The sequence below is a fragment of the Rubripirellula lacrimiformis genome (assembly GCF_007741535.1).
Taxonomy (GTDB): domain Bacteria; phylum Planctomycetota; class Planctomycetia; order Pirellulales; family Pirellulaceae; genus Rubripirellula; species Rubripirellula lacrimiformis.
This window is the reverse complement of the sequence record NZ_CP036525.1, coordinates 4,153,514-4,179,717: the sequence shown is the minus strand read 5'-3', so window position 1 is coordinate 4,179,717 and position 26,204 is coordinate 4,153,514. Positions and strand designations below refer to the sequence as shown.

Annotated in this window: 1 protein-coding gene; it reads right to left on the bottom strand. The window is 56.3% G+C overall.

Going from position 1 to position 26,204, the window contains the following annotated elements; translation table 11 throughout:
• Positions 1-38 precede the first annotated feature (38 nt).
• A complete protein-coding gene (locus K227x_RS14510; protein ID WP_218934014.1) occupies positions 39-26,204 on the bottom strand; it encodes a PKD domain-containing protein in 26,166 nt (8,721 codons plus the stop codon).

Genomic DNA, 26,204 nt, shown 5'->3' with positions numbered 1-26,204 from the left:
CTCCCCGAAATCCTAAATGGTGTTAGGAAACCATCGCGTTAGAACAGTCGATTCTCGGATGGCTGGTCTCTGACTTCTTCTTTGTCATCGTCGGCGTCATCGAGCGTTGTTTGCGGTTGAATGATCCAATCGGCACTCTGATCTGGGACCATCTCGGGCTCACCCAGGATTCGTTTGCGTCCCAACTGATTGATCACAAGCAACGCATCAAACGCGGAGACGCGGTGATCGCCATTGACATCCAAGAACTTCTCGCCGTCGGGACGAGGCGAATTCACATCAAACGTCCCTCGTTTTCGTCCCAACGCGTTGATGATCACCAGAGCGTCCAAAGCGCTCGTCTTCTTGTCATCGTTGACATCGAACGGGTCGATCGGATTGGTCCAAACGGAATCAACGGACACAGGTTGCAACGAAAAGGCTAGAACGCCATCGGGGTTACCGTCGACATCGTTCTCACCGCCATCAAGTCCCGTCAAACGAATCCGGTCGGAAAGGAATTCTATGGTCTCGTCTGCCGCATCCCCGTATTGGGAGAAGTATGGGTCCGCAGGATCAACAAAGTCATTGACGGTGTAAATCAAGTTGATCGCCAAGTCGCCATGCGTCTTCAGTTCAACCGTCGCCTCGGCACCCTCGGGAAGTCCATCGACCGAAAACAGGATCCGGCCGTGCGAGAAAATGCCGTCGACGGCGTCCAAGTCGATCGCGTCTTGAGCGGCAACGTTGGTAAGTTTCGTTCCCGCCGCGCTCACCAAAGTCACTGGACCGCCGATGGTTTCAATCGACGCCACATTGCCTTGCAAATGATCGGAGACTCCGTCGTTGTTTGCATCCGAACCGGCACTCGAATTGATTTCGTCGCTGTTGCTGATGCCGTCGCCATCGATGTCATCATTGAATCCGATTGGCGTCAGCACGACCTCGCGAGTGGTCGCCATGTCGACCAGGAAGGACCGCGGCGTCGACGCCCCCGGATCGGTGCCCAAGTCGGCAACGACGCGGTAGAGCCCGATCGGCAAATTCGCGAACTGGAATCGGCCTTCACTGTCCACCGCGATTGTCTGCTCGAAAGTCCCGTCGTCGCCTTCGTCAATCATTACGAACCGATCCAACAACGGGGCCTCACCGTTTGCCCGGCGGCCGTTGCCATTGGCATCGAGATAGAGTTCGCCAGAGATCGACCCGGTGTCGAGGACGGTGATGGTCACGGGCTGTGTCACCCCTCCGCCGTCATCTTCCACTTCGACGTCGAACGCGTAGGTCGCCGGGCCTTGGTCGGCGGTGGGCGTCCAATGAATCACTCCGAATTCGTCGATCGTGACGCCGATGGGAGCGTTTGAGAGATTGTAGAACAACGCGTCGCCGTCATCATCGGTGGCGAAGGTTGGCAGAGTCAGCGCAAATGTCTCCGTGATCTGGACGGGCGAGATCGGGCGTAGGACGGGGAAATCATTCACGTCGGTGGCTTCGATGTCATACGACACGGTTTGTATTAGATCGTCATCGGGATCATTGGGATCGCCGAAGTCGGTTGCTGTCAGCGTGATGATGTATTCACCGGGCTGACCATATTGATGGTTGACCACCGTGCCGGATTGGAATGCCGAACCGTCGCCAAAGTCCCAGACAACCTGAACCAAATCGGAATCCGTGATTTGAGTTGAGGCAACGAAAATCTGATCCTCCGATACGGTTGCTGGCAGGCTGGTTTGAATGATCGGGGCATCATTGACAACCACGATATCTAGTTGTTGATCGAATGTCGTGCCGTCGGCGTCGATGACTTGGACTGTCGCGTTGTACGTGCCCTCGTCAAAGAAGCGATGGTCCAGCGTTGCCGTTGCTGAAACGCTTCCGGCACTGACGTCGACCAGTTCAGCAAAGTTCTCTACGGGAGTCCCGTCCCCCCAATCGACGCGGTAGAACCACGTCGTACGGTTGATTGTGCCGGCTAGGTCCGTGATTGAAACGCTGATGGTTCCATCTTCACGATTCTGTGTGAAACCGGTCAGTGGCGTCACGATCAGTTCCGGGACACTATCGGTGACCGTGACATCGAACGAATCTGTCACGGTTTTCCCGTCCGCCGTCATGGTGACCGTCAGTGGGTAGATGCCTTCCGACGAATAGAATGTTTGCAGATGAAAAGTACGGTCTGTTGTGTTCACGAATCGTTCGATCTCTCCATTGCCATAGTCCACCTTGATGGTGACGGCATCGATGCCGGGATCAACCACCAACTGCCGACTTAGATCGAGTTGTCCTTCGGATATAACAAGATCGTCACCCACCCATAGGGCCGTCGGAACCTCTTCGATACGGATCGCTACCAGCGAAACTAGTTCGCGATCGTCGTCGGTTTCCAACGTTGCCGATACGGTGTAAACGCCTTCGTCCAGCGGTGTGAACTTAAAGCCATTCGCATCACCGGACTCGTTCGCGACCGGGCCTCCAGTAACCGTCCATTTCACTTGGCCGCTTAGCTGCAGATCGATCTGGATTTCCACCACGTCGCCTTCGGCAGCCATGGATGGTGCGGTCAATCCCATCGCCGGAGTGAAACTGAAATCGATGTTCGATAGCAAAAAGGGAACGTCGATGTCTTCCAGATAGGCAATCGGTGACTGGGCCACACCAATGTTTTGACCACCGACCAGGCTGATCTCCACTTCATCCGTCGGCGTCAGTAGGCTGTATCGCCCCAGCGAGTCCGTGACGGCTTCGAATTGGGGGAAGTTGGACAAGTGCACCCGCACTCCTTCGGTTGGGCGACCACTCGCGTCGGACACTTGTCCCTGGGCAAGACCGAAGCCGCCAACAACTGGTATCGCGGCTACGGTGGACAAACCGCGAGAGTCCGTCGCTGTAAGCTCGACATAGAAAATCCGCTGCACAGCACCGTTGGTCTCAATCGCCAGTTGACTAGCATTGATCGTCGCACGAAGGTCGGTGTCGTCGGGAACCTTGAGTGAGTAGGAAAGCGATCCCGCTTGGTCGCTGCGAAAGAAACTGCTTAGTGGATACGATTGGTCGTAGTCGCCCGCTTCGCCAAAGACCAACGCGTTGGGGCCGATGTAAGTTGGCGCGCTGGTTCGGTCCTGGTGCAAAACACCGCCGCGACCATCCAGTGTATCCAACAACAAATCACGACTTAGCGGCGTGACCGCAGCACCGCGAACGTCCAGGTGGACTAGCTCGTCTCCTAATGCTCCGGCGACGGGCCGAACCATCAACGAATCGGCAATCAGCAAACCGTCTTCACCGATCGGGGCGACAGTCGCCGTGATCGATCCGTTTGTCGGCCTGAACACACCCAGGCTTTGCCACTGCGAAGCAGCGTCCTGTGGGAAACCGCTGCTCGCCACCCGTTGATTGACGACAAATTCTTTTCCACTGATGTTGTAGCCCGCACTGCCGGTGTGGCTGGCATCACCATGCCACTGGGCGAACACTTCGTAATCAACATTATTCGCCAGTCCGTTGATGGAAAGGTCGACATGTTCATCGCCTTCTAAGCTATCCGTGTCCAACACCAGGTAGGTGCCGCCGATCGCCGCGGGATCATTGACGACTTGCCAAGGTCCGTTCGCAGCGGCGATGGACGCGGTGGTGCCCGCCTTGGTGGTCAGCGAACGCATATCGATCGCACTCGCAATGCCCCGGTCAAGCGCGGGCCCCGAAACATCAAGAATACGCAAGTGTTGCAGACTACGAATCGGGTCAAATTCGACAATCGCGTTCCCCGACACATTCAGGTATACCAGTTCGGTCATGTCCTCTAACGGCGATAGGTCCGAAAGAGGCACGCCACCCTGGTCAGCAACACTCATTGCACGCAAATGGACCAACTGGCTAAGCGGTGAAACGGACTCGATCTTGTTGCCATCGAGGTTCAGGTGTTCCAGATGCCGAGTTCCGGTGGTGCCGTTGTTGCCGGGCGTCAGCACTTCGATCGCGTCCACGTCAAGACTGTTGCCGGCAAGGTCTAGCGAGACGAGGCCCACAAAATATTCAAGTCCGCGGATACTTCCCAACCCAAGATCCGATAGATCCAAGTCAATGATGGCCCCCAGGTCGCTGGCGTAGATAGGGGTTGCAAAGGCCTCGTTACCGCCGGGCAGGGTGATCACCTCGGTGCCCAGTTGGTCAGCGATGGCAATGGCAATTGCTGATTCCCCAATGTTAACTTCACCCGGCCGAAGATCTTCGTCTGCGATCCCAATCACGATTCGAGGGTCACGTTGCTGCACTGGCGAACGCGAATCGGAATACCGGTCCTCGGGAAGCTCACTGGCAATTGCATCGTTGCTTGCCGCATCACGCATCTCGAACAACTCACCGACCAGGTTGTCATCACCGCTGTTACCTGAAATGCGATCCTTCCCCGCGCCGCCGATCACCACATCGTCCCCATCGCCACCGCGCAGAATGTCGTCCGCTGGCAAGTCGTGGGCATCGCCCAGACGGGGTGCGTTGATCTCAAGTTGATAGTCGGTTGCCTGCGTGCCGCTGCGATTCGATCGCGACACTCCCACCAGATACTCACCGGCGGGCAAATTGCGGATGTCCAAATTGCTAAAGTCGGTCGCAATCATGCGTCCTGTGGAATCGATCAGTTCGCCCGAGACACCGCCGCTGGATCCACCTACGAACAGTCCCGTGTCTTCGCTGTCCGACAGCGCTTCGAACACAGCCTGATTCTCGTCAACGCCCATCGTGACCACCAACGACCGGGAACCCAAACGGAACAGTTCGCGAAGCTGGTCCAGGGAACCGGACAGATCGATGTCGTAAAGGGTCGATGTAGCAGACGCATTGATCGTTCGTGTGATCACGAACGTTTCGTCTAGTTCGCTGCCATCAATGACCAAATCATTGACACCGCCGGCCAGCTGGACGGTAACGGTATTCCCACCGCCAACGCCTCCATTTCCATCGCCGAAAAGCAGTGGTTCGGTTCCGGCAACCGTCGTGTCCGTTACCCAGACTTGGCCAGAGTACTGGCTTTCGTCATACCCACCGAACAACACAAAGCCATCCCCCGATGTCATGCCAGTGAACGGGCTGAAGAAACCGCCGTTGTGCCTAATGTCCTCCAACACGGTCAGTTGTCCGCTGGTCAGATCGAATGCCTCCAGCCGTTCGAACGACTCGCCTTTGTCAACTCCCCGATAGCTAAGCAAAAACTGATTCCCGTCAACGGCGACGTCGAGATCGTCATACAAATTGTCAACGGTAGCGGTCATCGCAGACGCCAGGATCGTGCCGTCGGGATCGATGACTTCCACGACCACCTGTTCGTCTTGCGGATAGAACAAGACCAGGTTCTTTCCGGCTGCCGTTGCGAACTGAGGTTTCTGGGCATTTTGTGCGAAAAAGGGTCGCTTGGGTAGAGAGTGGATGGCTTTGGCTGTCGCGTCTTGGTAAGCGAAAATCTTATCATTGCTCAGAAAGTAGACCACTGAGTCCGCAGCCACGAAGTGTATCGGCAGTTCATCGGCACTGGTACCGAAAGATGCGATCTCGACTGTACCATTCTCGGTGCCATCGCTGACGAAAGCGGCTCGCGTCGAATCGTCTTTCGTGGCTCCAAAAAACAGTTTGTCCCCCAACACCGCGACATCCGGGTAGATATCGTTGGCAAAGAAACCAAAGTCGGCGATCTGTTCCACCGGGGCGACTCCATCGCTGAATAGAAGCTTTCCGCCGCCCGCAAAGTAAAACAGTCCGGTGTCAGTCGATCCGGCTACTTTTCCACCGGTGTCTTCTTGGACAATTTCAAAACTTGCCGTCGCGGGCTTGGTCGGATCGATGTCGATTTTGACCGATTGGTAAGTCGTCGGCCCAAAGTTTCGATGGGTTGCGTAAAGGTTTCCGCGAAATTCGATCGGCCCGCCGCCTTCGAATTCGAATGGTTCGCCGTTTGCAATCTCGTTGGTCGTAACGCAATCGGTGATGTACCAGGTCGGGGGACCAAAATCCTCTTCGTCAGACTTGGTCGATGTGAATACCAACTGGTCACCGATTGCGGTCAGGTTGCTGATGAATTCCCCAGGGAATGACAACACGAGGCGGACTTCGGTACCGTCGTAAACGTACAAACCCGTTTCGGAATAACTATCTCCGGCGGTGAAGAAGACTTTGCCGTTGTCAGTCGCGGTGAAGTTTCCGGGGTTGGCCAACGGCGTGCCGGACGTGACCGTCGCAGACACACGCCCACGGATTGACAACGTCGCGTCCTGGATAGAACTTGGATCGACAAATTGTGACAACAGATGCGTCAAATCGATTTCGTAGACTCCGGTTTGATCGGAATCGAACGCCACAGTTCGCACGTTGTCAGACGCAGTGGATCCACTGATGATGCCCGACGCACCGTCCGTTGCTGACACAGACAGGTCGGCGGTTGGTGACAGACGAATCACGTCACCCACTTGTCCGTCACCGACCGTGCGGAAGCGATACCAATCGGTCCCTTCGCTGGTCTGCAGCGTCGAATCAATCTGCAGCGGTCCTTGCGAATCACGCACGACGTCACCGATCCCGCGAATCGAATCGTTGCCAAGATCCACGATCGTTGCTTCATCGGGAAGCGGTATCCTGCGTTGGCTTCCCGGAACGACATACAAAATGCCGCCGCCCAGATCACCGGCGGAAGTTGTCGCATCGGAATCGGCAAGGATCAGATCATCCATGCGATCTCCATTCAGGTCGAATGCGTTTCCGCCGGCCAACCCGAAATTACTGGCGCCGATTGGCGACGCGATTGACGCCACCGGTGTGGGGAGTCGCGATCCAGCACCCGTTGATCGAGTTCTTCCGCCATCGATGGCGTCATAAAAGATAAAGGTTCCCGCCTGGCTCGGGTTGGAGATACTGAACCCGAGATCTTGCCTGCCGTCGCCATCAAAATCACCAATCGAAACGCGAGCGTCCAGCAGGCTACGGCCCGACGCCGGTATCTGGCCGAAGACAACCGCCGGGGTACGATTGGCGAAATCGTCGTTATCCGTCAATTCCTGGCCAGTATAAATCAACAGCGATGCGATACCGCGATCGGAGCTACTGAGATCGCTGATGGCGATCAGATCCGCAAAACCGTCGTTGTCCAGATCGCTCACGACCACGGGCAACTCGGCATTCAGTGCGCCCTGATTACCCAAATCTGGATTGTTCGTGTCGCGCAGCCCCATGGTATCTGCGGCCAGTTGCAGGATCGGCGCTGTCAACCGATAGCCAAAACCAAAACTTCCCCCAGGGTGAAGGTAGGTTCGCGAGATCACAATGTCCGGATCGCGATTCCCGTTCGTGCTGAATTCCCAACCGCGTGGGACGGTGGCCACGATGTCGTCCAGGCCGTCGCCGTTCACATCACCGAAGTCAAAGAACGCTTCGGGGGAACCGCCCACGTAGGTGACCGATCCAGGATTATCGAAGTGCGACGCAGCAACCACGCTGGAACCCTCTAACCCTGACCAAAGGGTCATCATGTAGTTGCTGTTGCCGGTCGCGTAGTTGACGACCTGATCATGAATCCGTGCACCATCAAGCACGCCACCGTAGTTCACAACGGTGGTGCCGCGGCGAAGGCTGGGTTCTTGACTGAAGATCGCCAGATCCGCAAATTCATCGTCGTTGTAGCGAATCCACTCGGCCTGAATCGGCACATCGGCCGATCGACTGAGCGAAGCCAGTTGTCTGCCAAACAGGTCAAATTGGTGGTCCAAATCCTGATACTCGAAGCCGCCCATCGGAATCGCGAAAAGCTGGGCTGAATTTTGCGTCAGGTTGCGTCCGCTGATCATGTTGATGCTCGTGTTCCCTTCCGTCCGCTCGACATTGGTGAAGCTTGTGCGAGCATACGTCAGATCGTCAAATCCGTCGCCGTCAACATCGACAGGTCCGCTAATCCATTCAATGTCCCCGGCATTGGGGTAGTTCAGTATGTAGTCGGCAGCATCGCGGATATCGGACTGATCGCCGAACAGGGAATTCGCATCCACGTGTCCCAGGAACACATACGCTCGCGTCGTTCCAGGGACCACGAAATCGTCCCGTCCGTCGGCGTTGATATCACCCAGCGGTACGATTTCTCCAATCATTTCGTCACGGCGTCCACCCTCAATCCTGGCCGCCGTATCCACCGAAAAATTCGGTTCGTTTAGGCCGACCGATTGATGGGGAGCCGGCCTCAACACACTTCGGTCTGCGGTCTTGTACTGAAATGGATTCGATGACAGCAACGGTGCGGCCGTTGGCGGACTGGTGATCTCGTTGTCGACGACGGAGATCGTGTAACCACCAAGTCCGTAGGGAAGTTGCTGGGGAACCTGCCCGTCGTCAAACCCAAGGTACGAAAACGAAAAGAGGTCCCCGGCGCGTACCGTCAGGGCGCGATCTTTCAGCGAAACCAAAATCAAGCGGGCTCGCGTGGCGTCGTAATATGCTTTGACATCGTCGTTCAGGAATAGGTCCCGGAACTCTCGATTGATACTGCCAGCCATCGATTTCCCGGACTGTCCAGAGGAAACGTTAAAACTAATCGTCACTGTCGGTTGTCCGGAAATGTCCAGAACGAATCCAGCAGTGACGGTTTGCCCGTCGCCAATCAAATCCAGTCGGGGTGCCGAGGACGCGACTACCATCTGACCAACCGGGTTGTCGACCCCAATCAGATACACATCAGGCTGTCCTGCCGTCGGCGTATAAGCACCGGTGTTTGGATCGACCAGAGCCGGGATCACTTCCGCACCGACGCGTCCGCTGGCTCGATTGATGCTGGCCCAGATGTTTTGCGATACGGAATCATCGAAGTCAACATCATCGAATTCAACATCAACGACCAGACCACTTGAATCCAGTGGCTCAGACACCGAAGACGCTGGGATGACGTACCAATCGCCACCGTCACCATCGTGCAGAGTTAGATTTTCCAGTGAATCACCATCGAATCGAACAGGTGTCGCAAACGATGGCGAATCGTTCGAACGATCTTCACCAGCGATCACCTCATAGCGATCCCACACATACGCCGGGGACGCAATCTGGTCACCCACGATCAGATCATTGCCGGCTTCGCCGTGCAGGTTGTCGTTGCCACCGCCGCCGATGATCTGGTCCAGCCCACCACCACCGAAGATCACATCGCCGTAGGGCGAACCGACCAGCAAGTCGTTTCCGGTACCGCCACGGATGATGAAGTTCGCGGCGCCGCCACCGACCTGTCGATCGCCGGGCGATATACCGTAGGTTTCTCGCTGATCGTTGGTCCCATCGACCAGATCAAACTGGAATCCGGACACATTGACGACTTCGTCATCCAGGATGCTATAGGAAGCCTCGTCCAGTCTGACTTGGTCGGCACCTGCACGAGTGTCAAACTCTGTCGCCTCGATCTGACGCGTACGATAGCTAGCCGAATGGATGACAAATTGATTCCCCTCGGTTTCAAAACGTTGGTTCGCCGTGTCCCAAACCTTGGCTGCCAATTCATAGCGATTCAGCAACGGTTGATAACGCAGGGTGACGAAGTCCGGCACCGGCCGGCCACGATCATCGATGTCGCCGCCCAGGTACAGCACACGGTCATACCCATCGCCGCCGTCGATTTCATCGGCCAAGGTTAAATCGAGTTCGCCGACATCCGAAGGAATGATCTGGAAAACATCGTCACCATCGCCGCCGATCAGGATGTCCGAAGCAAAACCGTCAACACCACCACTGATGATGTCGTTGCCGTCGCCACCAATCACCCAGTCTTCGCTGGGGCCGCCACGAAGAATGTCGTCGCCCGGGCCACCGACGATCACGTCACGGCGAAGGTAGGTGTCCGATTCTGCACCCAGCGGGATCCGCACGACGCCCAGAGCCTGGTCCTCGGGGCGAGCGAAGTCGATGCCAAGGTTGTACTGCGTCGGTGATCCGTTGGCCGATTGAACGCGAATGTAGAACAGGTTGTCTTGGAACGATTGGGTGCTTTCCTGTTGCAAGTCAATTCGCCAGCGATCCGCCTTGTCGGGATCGCCCGTGTTCGCGTCGGGGACCAAACTGCCAGTGCCGAATAGTCCAAACGTTTCCACCTGTGGGTTCACAGCGAATAGTTCTAGTGTGATTTGATCTTCGGGATCGATCGAATCGACGGTGATTCCTGCAAATCCGAATTGCATGAACGGGACTTGGATGGTGTACCAGTCAACGTCCGTTGGACCATCCAGGGTCGCGTTGGTGAACATTGCGGTCTGGGATAACACCTGCCGACCTTCACTGGAATCTTGAGTTGGCAACAGCGTGCCTAAGTCAAACGCACCCGAAAAGTCGTCGGGATCGCCAAAGACTTCGTTGCGTCGATTGGAATCCCCCATGTCCGAAAGGATCGCTTGGCCTGTGGCGTATTCCACGGTGTCGTCGCCTGCGCCCGCAGCAGTCCAAACAGTCTTTTGCACGGTGGGTCCAACAAAGACTTGATCGTCGCCCGCGCCCGCATTGATAATGATGGCGGAAAAGTCGCCTTCCGGCGGCAGTAGATCGCCGGACAGTTCAAGCGTCCGCGCCACAAGTCGTCTGGCATCATCGTCAACGGCGTCGCGAATCTCTTCGACACGTTGCACCAGATCGCTGGGATCCCAAACCAACGAACCGTCTGGATTGGTGGCGGCAAAGTCCAGTCGAACCTGGGCATCGAACGAGAAGAAACCATTGTTCTCGGTCAGCCGCGTGATCAGGTGATGATTGGCCAGCAACCCCGGTTCGGTGACGTAGTCCACTGAAATGATGTCGTCACGATCGGTCGCACCGTAGTACCAGACCGAATCGTTGTTGCGAGCGTAATCGAGCCACTCGTCGCCCTCGGGAACGCCAAAGCTTTCCAGCAATTCACCATCGACATCGTACAGCAGGTCATCCCCATCACCGCCGTACATGAAATCAAGACCGCTGCCTGCATACAGGAAATCATCCTGGTCGCGTCCGAGCATCCGGTTCAGTCCAGTGTCCTCGCGCTCGCCATTTTCATCGAAGACACCATATTTCGGACCGTTTAGGATCGCTCCGCCGCCGGTGGGGTCACCCGACCAGGCAAACAGATAATTGATCCCCAGCCCACCCAGCAGGTCGTCGTTCCCGCCACCGGCGTACAGGTAATCGGTATCGGTCGATCGTCCTTCGCCGGAATCACCCCACAGCCGATCGTCACCGCCAAGGCCGTACACGATATCACTTCCGCGTCCGCCATCCAGCCGATCGCGACCAGCCGATCCCGTCAGGGTGTCGTCGCCGGATCCGCCTTGGAACACACCGACCCAGTCGCGGCTGCGTGCGGCCAGGTCGCTGGTGTCAAACGACGCTTCAAAACCAATCCTATCATTCCCGCCCAAGCCGTTGATCTGATACTGTTCGACCAGTGTGTTCCCGTCGGCGTCTTGAATGCGAATGTCAATCTGGCGAAGCGGTTCATTCCCAACCTTGTAGTTGACGATCGCTTGATCACCATTGCCCGCGATCGTGATGATATCGTCTTCGTCAGAACCGTTGATGACGATGATGTCCGTCGAGTTGTCCAGGCCAAACGGCGTATCGTTTGGTGCATCAGCGAACCCGCCGTCAATCACGTCCAAGTCGTCCACGTCGTACTGCGAATCCACGTCGAGACGCATGAAGTCGATGCCATGTCCGCCGTACAGGTGATCGCTTCCGGCATGGCCTTCCAGTTCATCGACGTTCGCGCCGCCGAACAACATGTCGTTGCCGCCGCCGCCCTGCAGCAGGTCATCGCCGAATCCCCCGACGATCACGTCATCGCCGCCGAGTGTTCGGAAGGCGGCGTTACTGTCGTAGTTGCTGCCCGCCAATGCATCCCCGAGCAATCGATCGTCGCCACCCCCACCGATCAAAGTATCCCGGCGCAGGTTGCCCAGCAGTTCGTCACGCCCTTCGCCACCGTCCAGGTATTCACCCACCAGACCGGTCTCACCTGCCAACGACGACGCCGCCCACGCCCAGATCACATCATTGCCCGAACCACCATAGGACCGCTGTCCAAGCGTTTGAATGATTCCCAAAACATCCAGTCCCGCTCCGCCACGGATGAAGTCATCACCATCATCGCCGTAGCTAAAGTCAATGCCGCCAAAGCCCTGGATGTCATCGTCGCCTGCTCCGCCACGAATCACATCCGGACCACTGTTGCCGATCAAAATATCGTTGCCACGGCCACCATCGATGTAGGAAGCCCCGGGACCGCTTTCAATTCGATCGCGACCGCCGCCACCGAAGATGTAGTCAAGACTGTCACCACCACGCAGCAAGTCATTGCCATCTTCGGGGAAACCTTCTAGAGATACGTTCGCGACGACCGCAGGGACGACTGCCGTCAGGGGAACGATGGTTTCATCTGCGTCGTAACCAAAGGGCAAGACCAATCCCGCGAAAAGCTCGGCCTTGGTATAGATGCGCAAGTCACCCCAAATGATGTCTTGTCCGCTTCCACCATCGACATTATCGCTGCCGATACCGCCGACCAGTTCATCGTCGCCAAGTCCACCGCGGATGAAGTCGCTTCCGCCACCGGCATCGACAAAGTCATCGCCAAGGCCTGCGATGATGACATCGTTGCCCGCACCGGTCGAAGCGGTGTCGTCGCCACTGCCAAGATAGACGTTGTCGTTTCCGCCGCCGGTTGTCACTTCATCGTTGCCAGCCCCAACGCTGATTTCATTGTTTCCATCGCCCGCATTGACCACATCGTCACCACTGCCAGTTTGGATGGTGTCGCCGCCGAATCCCACCGTGCGAATGAAGTTGTCACCGCCGCCGGCATCGATGAAGTTTTCGCCGCTACCGAGCACATTGATCGTGTCACCGCCATCATCGGTAAAGATCGTGTTGTTCCCGCCCGCATCGGTGACTTGGCCACCATCGATAGCGGCTGCGATCTGAAGCTGCAAACCGGTGTTGGCTGTTTGCTGTGGACGCAGATCAATGAAGTCGCTGGCCGCGCCGGATGTCACAATGTCGAATCCAGCACCGGTGTAGATCCGGTTAACGCCTCCGCCGGCATCGACCACATCGTTGCCGTCGCCAGTGCGGATCAGATCGGCGCCATCACCGGCGGTGACGATATCGTCCCCTTCGTAAGTAAAGATTCGATTCTGCCCCCCCGAATCGATGACCGTGTCCGGCCCGGCGGTCCCGTAAATCAGGTCGTTCCCTAGACCGCCACTGAGCACGTGGGGAGCTAGATCGGGAGTCGGCTGTAACAATTCGAAGTCCGGAATCGCGGGGGAAGCTTTGCCCCCGACGATCAGGTCGTCCCCTGCTTCGCCATAGATGGAATCACTACCGGCACCACCGAACAGTTCGTCGTTTTCGCCGCCACCGAATAACTGATCATTGCCATCGCCACCTTGCAAGAAGTCGGCACCGGCAATCACGGTTCCAGTCCCCGGTTCGGCGTCGCCGAACAGCCGGTCGTCTCCATCACCACCATCCAACGCATCGTCATGATCGCCACCGACCAACACGTCGTTGCCAGGTCCGCCGCCTAGGAAGTCAGGCCCCAGGCCACCTTCCAGCCGATCGTCGCCCTCCTCGCCCTGCAATTCATCGCGTTGTTCGCCGCCGATCAGCACATCGTTGCCGGGGCCGCCCACCAGTACATCGCGGTCCGTGATCGGCACTTCGCGTTCATTGCCATCCTCATCCACGACGGTTTCGGTACCCGAAATCAGATCGGTACCGTTGCCGTACAGCACATCGTCGCCGCTACCGCCCGTGATTTCGTCGTTCCCGCTGCCTCCATAGGCGATCAACGGACCACTACCACCAACGATCACGTCGCGACCCGGCCCAGCAAGGATGACGGCGGGGATGCTAATCGTGTGATCAATAAAGATCTCGTCGTTGCCCAATCCCGTTTCCGCGTAGACGCTGGTGACGTCACGCCGTGCAAATCGCTGCTCGACGCCAAACCCGGTCACAACGATATCATCCGTCTCGTCATCCAACGAAAGCGAGAACAGATCGTTGACGTCATCCAACGTCCCAAACTGACGAAGTGACGAATTCGGCCCCGTATGCAGCAGCAGCTGACCGTCGCTGTCCAGACTAGCTAACACGGGGTTAAAGTCGGACGATTGCGGTAGATCGAAGTCCAAAATGCGCCGTGGCCCCAACGTCGTCGAAACGCGAATTCCGAAGGCCTTCACAAAGGCGGTCACGAACGCATCGATACCGCCGGACGGGTCGAAGATGAACAACGGACCAACGCCGGCGCCGAATCCCTTGCTGATGTTATCCCGCAATTCGTCAAAGCGAATTTTGCCATCTAGATTGGGATCGTTCAGGTCCAATTCGATGCCCGCGCCGATACCGACCTCGACGCCGGCTTTGACAGCAGCCAAGTTGATCTGCGCGCCAAGCGTTACCCCGAAATTCGTGGACAACTCCGCTGTGTCGCTGATCTTATTGCCTTGCTGATCAAAGACGGCCCGGTCGTCCAAAAAGAATCCGTTCAACACATCAAGGAATCGGCCTGAATCGGCGTAGTCAAAGAACCCCTGTGTGTCATAGCCGAATGCAAAGTCGACGCGAGCGTTGAAGTACGCACCCAGAATCACATCCACCGCTGGAAACACCGGAAACGGCAAGTCGAATTCAAAATTGGCTTCCAAAATCGGCGCTTGGTACTCCACCAACCGAAGATCACGTTTACCAAACAGTAGTTCGATTGCCTGCGACGGATCCTTGAACAACGGGATGCTAAATTTGCCCGGTGTCAGGTTGCGACTGATCCCAGGTTGCCCATCGGGACCGACCGTATTGGGATCATCGCCGATGTCACCGTCGTCGCCATCCGCCGTCAACGGCAACGGCAAGTTGCTGAGGTACTGGTTCAATGCATCAAAGTTGGCATCTTCATTGCTGTCTAGGAAGTCTTGCAAGTTCTCGGCACCAATCGACGGACCAGGAACCAAAATACCATCCTGAAGCGTGGGCAGAAAATCGCCCAATGGCAGGATCAGACCGTCGGCGGAATCAGGAACGTCGGCAAACTCTGCAAGATCCGCCAGCGCGTTGACGAACGGTACAACCGACTGGCCACCGCTTCCAAACAGCGAAATCAGATCGACGTAGGTCACCTCGCCAATCAGTGCCGAGACGCCAGGGATCGGCGATGTCAGCGTTTCCAATACCGGACGGATCGGACGCAAGAACTGATTGACGGGTTTCAATACCGGCGTCAGCACATTGGTGACGAACGAGCCGAGGTCCAGCCCAGCCTTTGTGATCGCGATTTGGGGGGCGGCGAACTCGACCCCTTCGCCAATCGATAGCGACGATCGATCAAAGTTCAGCGCAAGGTCGGCCACAATCGTCGGAATGCCCTCGACCGACGTGTTGATCCCGGTATCCACCTTGGTGTACAGCGAACCCGCAAATTCAATGTCCGCTTCGATTCCGGCGAAAAGCAGTCCCAGATCCGACAGACCGAATTGTCCGTCCGGTAAGTTGACACCAACGGCGCCGCGGAATGCATTGACGGTCTCTGTCGTCGAATCGTTGGGATCTAAACGAGTGCGCGTCCGTTGTTCCTCTGTCAGACTTGTTGCCGGAATCGTCTCGACGCCAATCCGCAGCGGTCCAAGTCGACCTTCGCCCACCAAATTGTCCACGCTGGCGACAAACTCCAACGACAATTCTGAATTCTGTCCGTCCAAAAATTCAACATAGCCGCCGGTATTTAGATTGAATCCGACCACAAAATCGATGCCGTAATTCACATCGATGCGGGCATCGCCCTCTAGATCAAGGCCCAGCGCGCTGCCACCGACGTCTAGATCCAACGGGACTGTGGTCGAAAAAGCTGATTTCTGGATCGAGATCGGGTACGAGATGTTGTCAGCAACATCGGCCAGCAATGGAACGTCTAAGTAGGAGAACGCACCGTCCCCATTCCGATCGATCAAGTTCAACACGTTCAACCCGTTTCCGTTTGTACCGGGGCCCAGCGTATCGAACAAAATTTTCTGACCAACAACCGCGACGCGATCCGCGGACGTATCAGCGGCTTGCAACTGGTCAGCCAGTGGCGCGATAAAGTCTTCGACAAATGAGACCGCGCCATCCAGCCCTTCGCCGATCAACGGCACGGGGATGCCGAGAATCTCGTCACCCAAGTAATTGTCCAGCGAATCGAACAAACCACGTAGCGTATTGGCCAGCGCAATCAAGCCGTCGGTCAGACTTAGGTCCGTCACCAGGGCGGTGACATTCGGCAACGCGATCTGATTGGGGGCCGTCGATCCTGCCGTCGCAATGGATTGGCCGATGGGCAAGATTTCAAAACTTAACTGCGATAATTCATTCCATTGAACTTGCAACGGTTGTGATACTCCGTCGCTACCCAAGGACAAGGGCAAATCGATGCCAATTCCGATCGCATCCGACAAAGCGTTACCGCCGTCGCCGTAGTTGATTTCGAAGTCGCTGGTGGTGATGCTTGCGAGTGGTTTTCGGCTATTGGCCCAAGTCCCCGCGGCGCGAATCTCGATCCGGGCCGGGTCCGTGATTTCGGCTGATCCGTCAAAATTCAGACCGTCGCGATCCAGTGCCAGACGTCCCGGTCCGACGGATACGGGCAATGACAAAATGGCCGCTTCGAACTGGATGTCATCCGCTGCGATCCGCGCATTGGCAACCACACCGGTGGTGTCATAGACGACCACGGCGTCGCGGAAACGCGCGTCATCCACGACACCATCGGGCGGCGTCACCAGACCCAGTTGAACTAAATCCAATCCCAGGTCCGCATTGAAAGTTGCATCCGCTTCGAACGCAAACTCACCACTGCCAGAAAAGTCGACGAAGTTCGACAGGGACCCCAATCCTCGATCAACAAGTTCGTTTTGGCTCAACCCCAACGACGCCAAATCAAGATCGAAGGCACGCTGCTGCATCACGTCGAAGGCGACTTCTAGCGAACTTCGCAGCGTCATCGTGTCGCCGTCGAAAAACAGATCCAGTTCCACCAAATCGCGATCTATGTCGACCAGCCCCAGACCATTTTCAATCCCGAGCTCGATTGCATCTTCGATGTCCTGAAGTGTTCCCTGGGCATTGTTGATCACGTTGTCGGCGATCGCGGCAACTCGGTCGACTGCCGCAAGGGAATCTGCCAGTGAAACGTTGATAATTGGCAGACGTTTACCGAGCAATTGCTCGCTTGCGAATTCATTGACAATGTCGACCGCCGACCGAATCAACCGGGGAATGTCGGCAAGCGAAAACTCGGGAACCAGATTGTCAAAGTTCTGAGTCGTTAGCTGCAGGTTTTCCGGTTGAAAAGCGATCGCTGGATCCGCGGTAATGACATCGTTCCAGACGAGATCGAAACGCGGCGTTTCACCTGGTTGGTTGGACGATAGCGGCACGCCGAACAGTTCCAATGCCAGTTCGGCACCGGCTTGGACGTCCAGATCCAGATCAAGATCCAAGCTGGTCAGCGGGTTAATCAAGGCACGCCCCAGATCGCCCAGCGAAAGATCTTCTTGCCCAGGCGGGATGATGACCGACAAGCCCACGCTGCCGGCTACCGAAGCACTCCCATTGACGATCGAGGCCGACGCTACCCCGCCCACAGACGCCGTTGCGTTCAGGTTCGACGCAACCGCGCTGATGTTGGCAACGAACGAAGGCGATTCGGTGATCCGAATTCGATCGAGAACATTCTTGGCCGCTGCCACCAACGGACTGCCCGACACGGATGCACCCTCGGCATTCGGTGTTAGCACGCCTAACAAGAACGGCAACGTCGAATAGTTTCCCGCACTCGCACCGGGTTGAACAATCACACTGAACGAACCGCCGTACGCCGATTGGTTCGCTTCGGAATCGCTGGGATCCAAGAATCGTGTTGAGTAGTCTGCAAGCGCCAAACGGAATCCGTCCGACGCGTTCCCGGCCAAAGACGCCGCGACGACCGTGCGACCATTGCGAATGACTTCGTATTGCCGCACATAGTCCGACAATGAAAGGTTCTCGGTGTGCCGAACCGTGACGTCCTGGATGCTACCATCGGAAAGCTGGTAACGGATCGGAGTGTTCTGCAAAACACCCGAATCCATATTGATTTCCATGGTCCGCAACAACGAACCCAGCGATGTGCCTGCGTTGACGTTGGAATCACGCAGGGCCGGGTAGACGTTTGCGCCGAATGATTCCGCATCGTTGTCCATATCAACCAGCAACCGCTGGCCGCTATCGACCCCTTCGTCGTCTCCGCCGAACAATGCAAAGGCGATCTCGCGCCCTGTCGAGGCCTCGCCAAACGGCGTCAGCTGCAAGGCCCCATCAGCGGACGGACTGGCTCCGCTGCGCATCACGAACCGACCGTCTTCGAAGTGAACCGAGACTTGGTCAAGGCTGTTGAAATTATCCAACACTTCCCGCAATGTCGACACACCGCCGTCGTTCAAAAAGTTAAGCCCAATGCCAACATCGGCATCGTCAAAGTCGGCGGTGCGAACGCTCAAGCCGTACGTCACGAAGTCCGGAATCGGCAGATCGGAGATGATCTGGTCCAGCGTTGTGGTGGATGCAATTCGCGACGTCGCCAAAGAATTGGACGTCAGGACGATTCGCTCCGCCGTGTCCAGCACGGCCGAACTGCCTACTAACCCTAGTTGTTCAAAGACCGGGTGCGACGATTCGATCAACAATCGATCATCGCCGCCGCTGGGGCCATCCGTCATGTCTGTCAACACGATCCGGTCGCCGACCAGCGACGCGATCAGGACCACTCCGTCATCATCCTCGATCGTCAGCCGTGACAAGAAATCACTGACGGTCAAATCTTCATCCAGCAGGCCGGTATCGATGGACAATGGACGGCCATCCCGCAGCGTCACGGTTGCCGCTGCTGGTAATCCGATCGCGAACGATAGCTGTTTGCGAGTCAGGATTGAACTGAGCAATGTCTTGCTAGAAACCGGCGAAAGCTCGCCGGGCAACTGGGCCAAAAACGGCTTGCCACGTAGCACACCATCGGAATCCGCATCGGAGGCGATGGGAACGAATTGACCGGCCCATTGACCGCCATTGGGCGTGTCATTCTCGCTGTGATTGCCAACCCAGCGAATGGAGAACGGTTGGACGGCGGCAGCGCCAATCGCCAAGCTGATGTCTTCCAACAGCAACGCATCGTCTTCGACTGCGGCCAGCAGAACCGTGTTGCCCTGTTCATTGCGCAAGGTCAGTCGCTGAACCAAATCCCCCAGCGACATTGTGTTCCAATCGCCAAGGTTCACGGTTTGCGTCGAACCATCACGCAGCGAAATCTGTAGCGGCGCCGAAATGCCCTGGTTCAACCGCGCGTCTTCGGGATCAAAGAACGATCCGATCGGCGTCGCCGAACCGAGACTGTCCAGCAAGGTTTCCGATAGCTTACGACTGACCACAAAACCGTCATCGTTAACGACCGAATCCGCGAACAGAGCCGATGTAAAGTCCGACGAGGTTTGCGTGATTCGCCGAACAACATTCCCGTTGGTTTTGTCAACGATCACCCAGCGGTCATCGACCAACTTGACCTCGGCCAACAGTTCCGGCTCCACGCCACTTTCATCAAAGAACTGCCACTGCCGCGTGATGTCGGCGATCGTGTGGTTGGCTAGCAAACCGGGAACCGTGAAGTCTGCAAATCGCCCATCGGCCAACTGGACTTTGAACAAGTGCGTTTCGGATTCCGATCCGATTCCAAATGCCTGCGGGCTGCCCATTCGACGGGCAACCGTATCCAGCGTCGTCCAATTTGGCGCCGCATCATAGATTGTACTGAAGATACGTTGTTGCAAATCGGGTTGCAGCGATTCTTCACGCAGCGACTTGCCCAACGCAAACCCGGCCGTGCTGCCATTGGTCGAACCCAGGAAATAGGACGTCGGCCCGTTGGCGACGTTCCCATCCCAATCCAACCGGAATGTTGACGAGGCGTTGATGGGCCGCGTGTTGTCCTCCAGCACGATGCGGTTGCCGTCCAAACGAGCAATCACCACTCGTTTCAGTCCCCGCCGCACCGTCAGCCGATCAATGATGTCGCCCAGCGTCACATTCGGATTGATTTCGCCCACGTTCAGCTCGACGGATGTGCCGTCACGCAATTGAGCGGTGATGGGCGCGCCGACCATATCATGCGTCAGTTCAGGAACAAATTCCGCCGCAGAATCAGTTTCTTCCAGATCGCGAATCGCCAGGACCCGGCTTTGCACCTGTCCGTCGTCATCGACATCACGACCAACGGCGAGTGCGTCGCGAAGCACAACGATTGGGTCATAGAGGATCTTGCCAAGACGAGACTGAGGATCAACGTCAACTGAAAACGTCTCGCTGCCGTTGGTTAAATCGATCAACGTCAGCCGATCGCCTGTGAACTGAACTTGCAGTTTGTCGGGGACGCGAAGTGCGTGAATCAGATCATCAATCGTTTCGGCATTGTTGGTCAGCCCGATTGGCAGGATTTCAAGGGACCCGTCAGCGAAGTGAACATGGGGGCCTAAAACCTGCGGTGATTCACCTTCAGCCAACTGGAACGGCCCCATCAAAGGTGCAACTGCCGAATCGAAGAGTCCACCGGGAACGACGGTAAAGTTGTCAAGTGGCGTCTGCAAATCGACTTGGGATTGCGGAGGCAGATGAGGGATCAGTTCTTCCCCAACGAGCACACCGTCTTGGTTGCCGTCGGAGCTCTGAGATTGACCAAGCACACCAAGGCGAATCGCGTCCGCGTGAGTCAATCCTGCGTTGCCAGGTGTAACTTCGACTGAAACACTATCGCCAGTCGTGGTCACAACAGCGACCAACTGCCACACAACACCATCTACCGTTTCCGTGGCTGGGGCTAGCGTTTGATCTAGTATCGCAGACCCGATCACGGTCCCAGAGTCGACAATGCTGTAATTTGCGTTTGGGGTATTGTTCGCTGCGACCGACCAGTTCGCAAATACCTGATAAGTGCCTGGTTCTACACCGTCGAAATGCCAAACTCCCTTTTCGTTACCAACAGCATTGACGCCGGCATCGAAAACTTTTGCTCCATCTGCGTGCCCGGCAGCAACGGTTGACCAACTTGCCGAAAACGTTGATCTCGGATCACTGTCGTCGGCGATACGGTTTGCACTCCAGTTGCGAACCAATTTCTCCGAAATTGCTTCCATCGTCCATGCGCCTCGTCCCAGCGTTCCCACCGCAAGCACATCATCATCGGAGTTGTATTCAAGATCATAGACGACTGCATTTGGCAAGCCGGTTCCAAGCTTCGTCCAACGATCTGCCGCGTTGGCATTGATCCAGAAAATCCCCGTGTTGGTTCCTGCAATCACAAAGTCTCCGACGCTAGTGGAAATCAACTCGACGCTCCGGATCTTCGGCAGCACACCATAGGACGGAACATACAGGCTGGCCAAGTCGGTTGTCGTCGACGCGTCCGTCGAATAGAGAACATTCTCGTTGGTTACCGCGACAATGCGGTCATAGTTCGTTGGCGAGACTGCGAGATCGAGAATGGATTCTCCGGGAGAAGAAAATCGCGGAGCAGGAAATGCGGAACGATCGGTTCGTTGGTAGACAGTGTTTCCCTGGCCTGCCCATATGAGATCGGCATTCGCAATGCCGTCTTTCGTCCCACCAAAGACCAGCGCATTCTGGTCGTCTCGGTAGCTGGTGCCAAATATGATCTCAACCCCGCTTGCGTAAACTCCTTCCCTATAAGTAATGTCAAAGAGAGAATCTACGGATTGAAGCAGCAACCGTGTAGGATCAACGCGATTGATCTCAAACGGAGATCGAAATGCCCCCTTGAAGCCGCTTGGCAACGCCAGCGGCTGATTGAATTGTGCTGAGGAATCATCTCGATTTTCGGTATAGGCAAAATCTTCTGCTTTGACGTAGCTCGTATAGTACAGTGACCCGTCACCAGCCAAGCTCACAGCATCGACCGCGACATCACCACCATCCCCCAACGAATTCCGTGTCCACTCCGCTTGGTTTTCAAACGCTTGGTATAGGTTTCCGTTATCTTGTGTACCCGCCAGCAAGGTATTAAGGAGCGGATCATAGGCAATGTCATGAATTTCAATTGTATTCAGATTGCCGGAGATCGAATGCCAATCGCCAATGCTTCCTTCGTCGAATCGAGATGATCGATAGAACACTCCTCCATCGTCTACCTCGATCAGTCGTCCTGCCGCATCGATGGCGATATCACGCGAATCGGCATGGGGTGCGGTTCCCGTCGCGGTCCCACCCGAGTTTTCAAAGCTGTTATTCGCCGAATGGGTGATGTGGGTCCATTGAGGCGAAGTCGTTTGGGAACCGCTACGCCGAGGTTCTCGCGTATCACCGCGAAAAATTGCGCCCTCGTATCCCGCATCAATCAGGTTCGGAATCGTTTGACGATCGCCGCCCATGTAAACGATGTGTTCAGCGATTGGATCCACTTCGAACGAGAAATGGATTTCGCCTTGCGAACCAGCTGGATTGACCGTCTTCGGACGCGGACTGGGCCCTGTGAGTTCGACGAAAGTGCCTCCATTAGTATAGGCTCCGTTTCCCGAACTCCCCAGCAGTTCAAAGGTATCCGCGCTGAGCACGTTGACTCGCCAAAAACCGTTCGCTGCTGTATTCCCGAGTACACCGTCGATCAAGACGAATTGAGTTTCTCGAGTTTCGGGATCAATTCCGTGGGCAGCAGCGGTGACAACAATGGGTGTTGCATTGCTGGCGCCCGTAAGCGGGGTTGCGACGCCCTGGGGTAGTGTTGGCAGATCCATTTGCGTCCACTGCACCACTGCTGTCGTTGCGTCCTCCGCATAGAAGACAGCTTGTGGCTGTGCATCCGCAACCAGTGCAACATAGATCCGTCCGTCACGGTGGATCGCCAGTTCGACCCGATTGATCGAGTTATTGAGCGCGGGAAACGCATTGACGAACGCGGCGGTGGGCGTATTCGCCAGACTGGCTAGGTTCGTCCAAGTCACACCATCATCATCGGTTCGGTAGATGCCGGTTTTTCCAGCGACATAGACATGTTGGCGACCAGAATCTGCCACGACATCATAGAACGGAGTCGTTGGAGACGATCCGGGGATGTTCGCCGGAGAGAACGATTGTCCGCGGTTTGTGCTCACAAACACGCCATTCCCGCTGTCACCGCCATTCAAGGCAACGGTACCCCAGGTGGTCGTGGCGATGATTAGGTCGCCATCCACAAACAATGCTGAAATGTTGTTTGAACCTATGGGCAGGTTGTTTTCAACGACCTCCCAGGTTTCCCCCGCATCGGTCGTTCGGTACAGGTACCCCCCGGCTCCAGATTCTCCATAGCTCGAATAGTTTCCGGTAGCCGCGTAGATGGTTCGACGAGTCGTATCCGCACTGTCAAATTCTAGGGCGCTGATTGATAGAGAAGGCAGTTGATCGGTTGTCGTCGTCCAAGTTGGTGACGCAACCTGCGCGTTGGTGGTTTTCCAAACTCCGCCATTGACGGATGCTGCGTAAAGCACGTCTGGGTTGGTCGGATGAGGAAGCACACGACTCATCGCTCCGGCGACGCGATTGCTTCCGTCTGCCGTCAGTCCGTTGCCTCCCACCGATCCGAACGGCCCTTCGGCGATCCAGCCATCGACAATATTTTGTGGGACAGATTCGTTCTCGGCGACAACCGAACTGATTGGGAATGCCGAATCGACGCTCTGGCCGACTAAGATCGCCGAATCGACCTCCGAACTTTGGACGCGGTCGTATCCGATCGGGACAATCGCTTGCAGCAACGTTGTTCCTTGGCCATCCCCCCAAACCACCGAAAAACGGTTGCTGGCGTCCGGCACTGTCTTGTCACGCAGCACAACCGAACGTCCCGAAAATGACGCCAGCGTTTGAGACACACCCGCCGCAGAAAGTGTGAAAGCATCCAGCAAGTCCCCAACCGTCCGATCTCTCAGTTTCCCAAAGGAGACTGTCCGGGACGTCCCATCTCGCATCGACATAACCACGTCGCGACTGTCTTGATCAAGCTGTGCATCGAAGGGGTCAAAGAATGTTTCTAACAGAGTGTCTCGTGTGATCTCGATCGCGTCTGACAGCGGAACACTCTCCAAACGATTTCCGTCGGCAGGGTTAGGAAACAGCTGGGTAAAGAATTCTTGATCTTCTGCTATTAACTGAAATGCACCACCGCCAAGTGTTGTGTCAAGCAAAACCAAACGGTCATCTTCGAAACGGACATCAACCTTAAGCTCGCCTTGAACGATCACTCGACCGCGATCGATCAAATCCCCAATTCGAGTCGAATCCGTGATGGGACCAAAGTCGAGTGTGTAGGATTCGCCGTTAGACGTTTGGATCTGAGTCGCGATCGAACGGCCCCGCAGGTACCCAATGCCTTGACGTGCCAGCACATCCACAACGCTTGTCGCGCCGCTTGCTTGCGAGGAGATCGTCTCGGCCACATTCACCTTTCCGTTTCGCTGTTGGCTCGGCGGGGACAGATCGATGGAGATTTTCATGCCGGTGGTGACGTCACCGGTGATGGTCAACAGGTTGTCGGTACCATCGGCGCCTGGATCCATCGTGAACGAACCGAGTTCGAAATCGTTCACGCCGGCGACGAAGTTCAAGTCGGCCTGCGCAACGATCGGTTCCAACTGTGAAAAGTATTGCAGATCGATGTCCAGCGCCATCCGCACGGGGTCGTAGACCACCACGTCGCTGAGCGAGTCAGCGACGTTGATGTTCACACCGGGGATCAAATTCACGAATTCCTGAATCGATGCGAACGCTGGTGTGCCGTCGTCGCCCTTCAAGAACGATGTCACGTTGTTGGTAAAGCTGGTCGCAAACTGAACCGCGTCGCCAATCGTCGTGTTGCCGGCTAACGGGATCGGAAAGTTCAGTAAGTCGCCGTCTTCCCAAGCGCCGATCAAGGTTCCAATCTGCTCGATCGACGACACCAGCCCGGCGGGGTCCAGCGTTTGAAAACTGAAGATCGACTGCGGCGAGTAGTCCGCACCCTCTGGCACGATCAGATCCAATTCGGGGATCTGCGAATCAAACGGGTTGCTGTCGGTCAAGGTCAACACCGGCGGTGTGTTCCCACTGCCAAAACCGGCGACATCAAAATGGAACGGCAGGTTCACGTTCAGTCCTTCGCCGCGATAGGTCAGGCTGATGTCGTCAATCAAATCAGAGATCGAAACCTCCAGCAAAGATTCCAGCCCGAATGCGCCACCTAAGTCGCCGGTGTTGATGACGGCACCAAAGGCGTCCCCAAACGCCACGTCCAGCCCAGCGTCCAACGAAATGCTGCCGCCGGTCACACCGCCGGACAGCAAACCGATGCTGGCGGTGAAATCAACCGGTAACGTCAGCGGTCGGTCCAGTCCGATGCTGAAGTTAGGAATGCGTACGGCAAATTCGCGAGTCGCCGCGTCGCGTAAAATGTCGAACGATAGATTCTCGGTGCCCAAATTCAGCGGCACGATCGTCGCCAACGACTCGCCTTGGATCTGCTGCAGCAGCGAATCGGCTTGGGACGTGATCGGATCCAGCAAACTGGACAGCGTCGCGTTGAACTGAGTGACCGGATTGAAGTTCAGGCGGACCGCCTGTGTGCCACCGCTGATCCCCTGAACGGCTTCTAGAAAATCAAACTCCGCGATCAAACTCTGCGCGGTCGCTGCCGGATCGTTTTCCAGAAACGTTTCCAGCGGCAGCAACACTTCGGTGTCAAAACGTTCCACCAAGTTGAACAACGATGCGATCGATTCGGTATCGACGATCGTCGTCCCGCCTATCGATTCTGGCACGATCGACCCCAGGTACGGAATCTCGCTGGCCAAGCCTGGCAGGTGATTGACCGCAGACAGCACGCGAGAAATTTGACCAACCGCCTGCCGAAGTCCGCTGGCGAACGAGTCGATCGAATCGCTGCCGACCTGGGCCGCCGCGTCGATGGTCTCGGTCGTCTCCTGAACCAGACCTTCACCCTCCGCGTTCATGGACGAGACCAACGCCTGGTCCGACGGCGCCGTGTCGCCCCATTCGCCGGCCAGCAGTTGACGAGATTCGAGCGTCTCGGCCAGCATTCGTCGACGTTTCAGTGCGTCACGACGGAGCTTGTGAACATTGGCCATGGGGGATTTCATGCGGATCAT

What these genes read in the sequence shown, in the direction of transcription:
- K227x_RS14510 (WP_218934014.1), bottom strand. Translation starts at nt 26,204, where the DNA reads ATGATCCGCATGAAATCCCCCATGGCCAATGTTCACAAGCTCCGTCGT.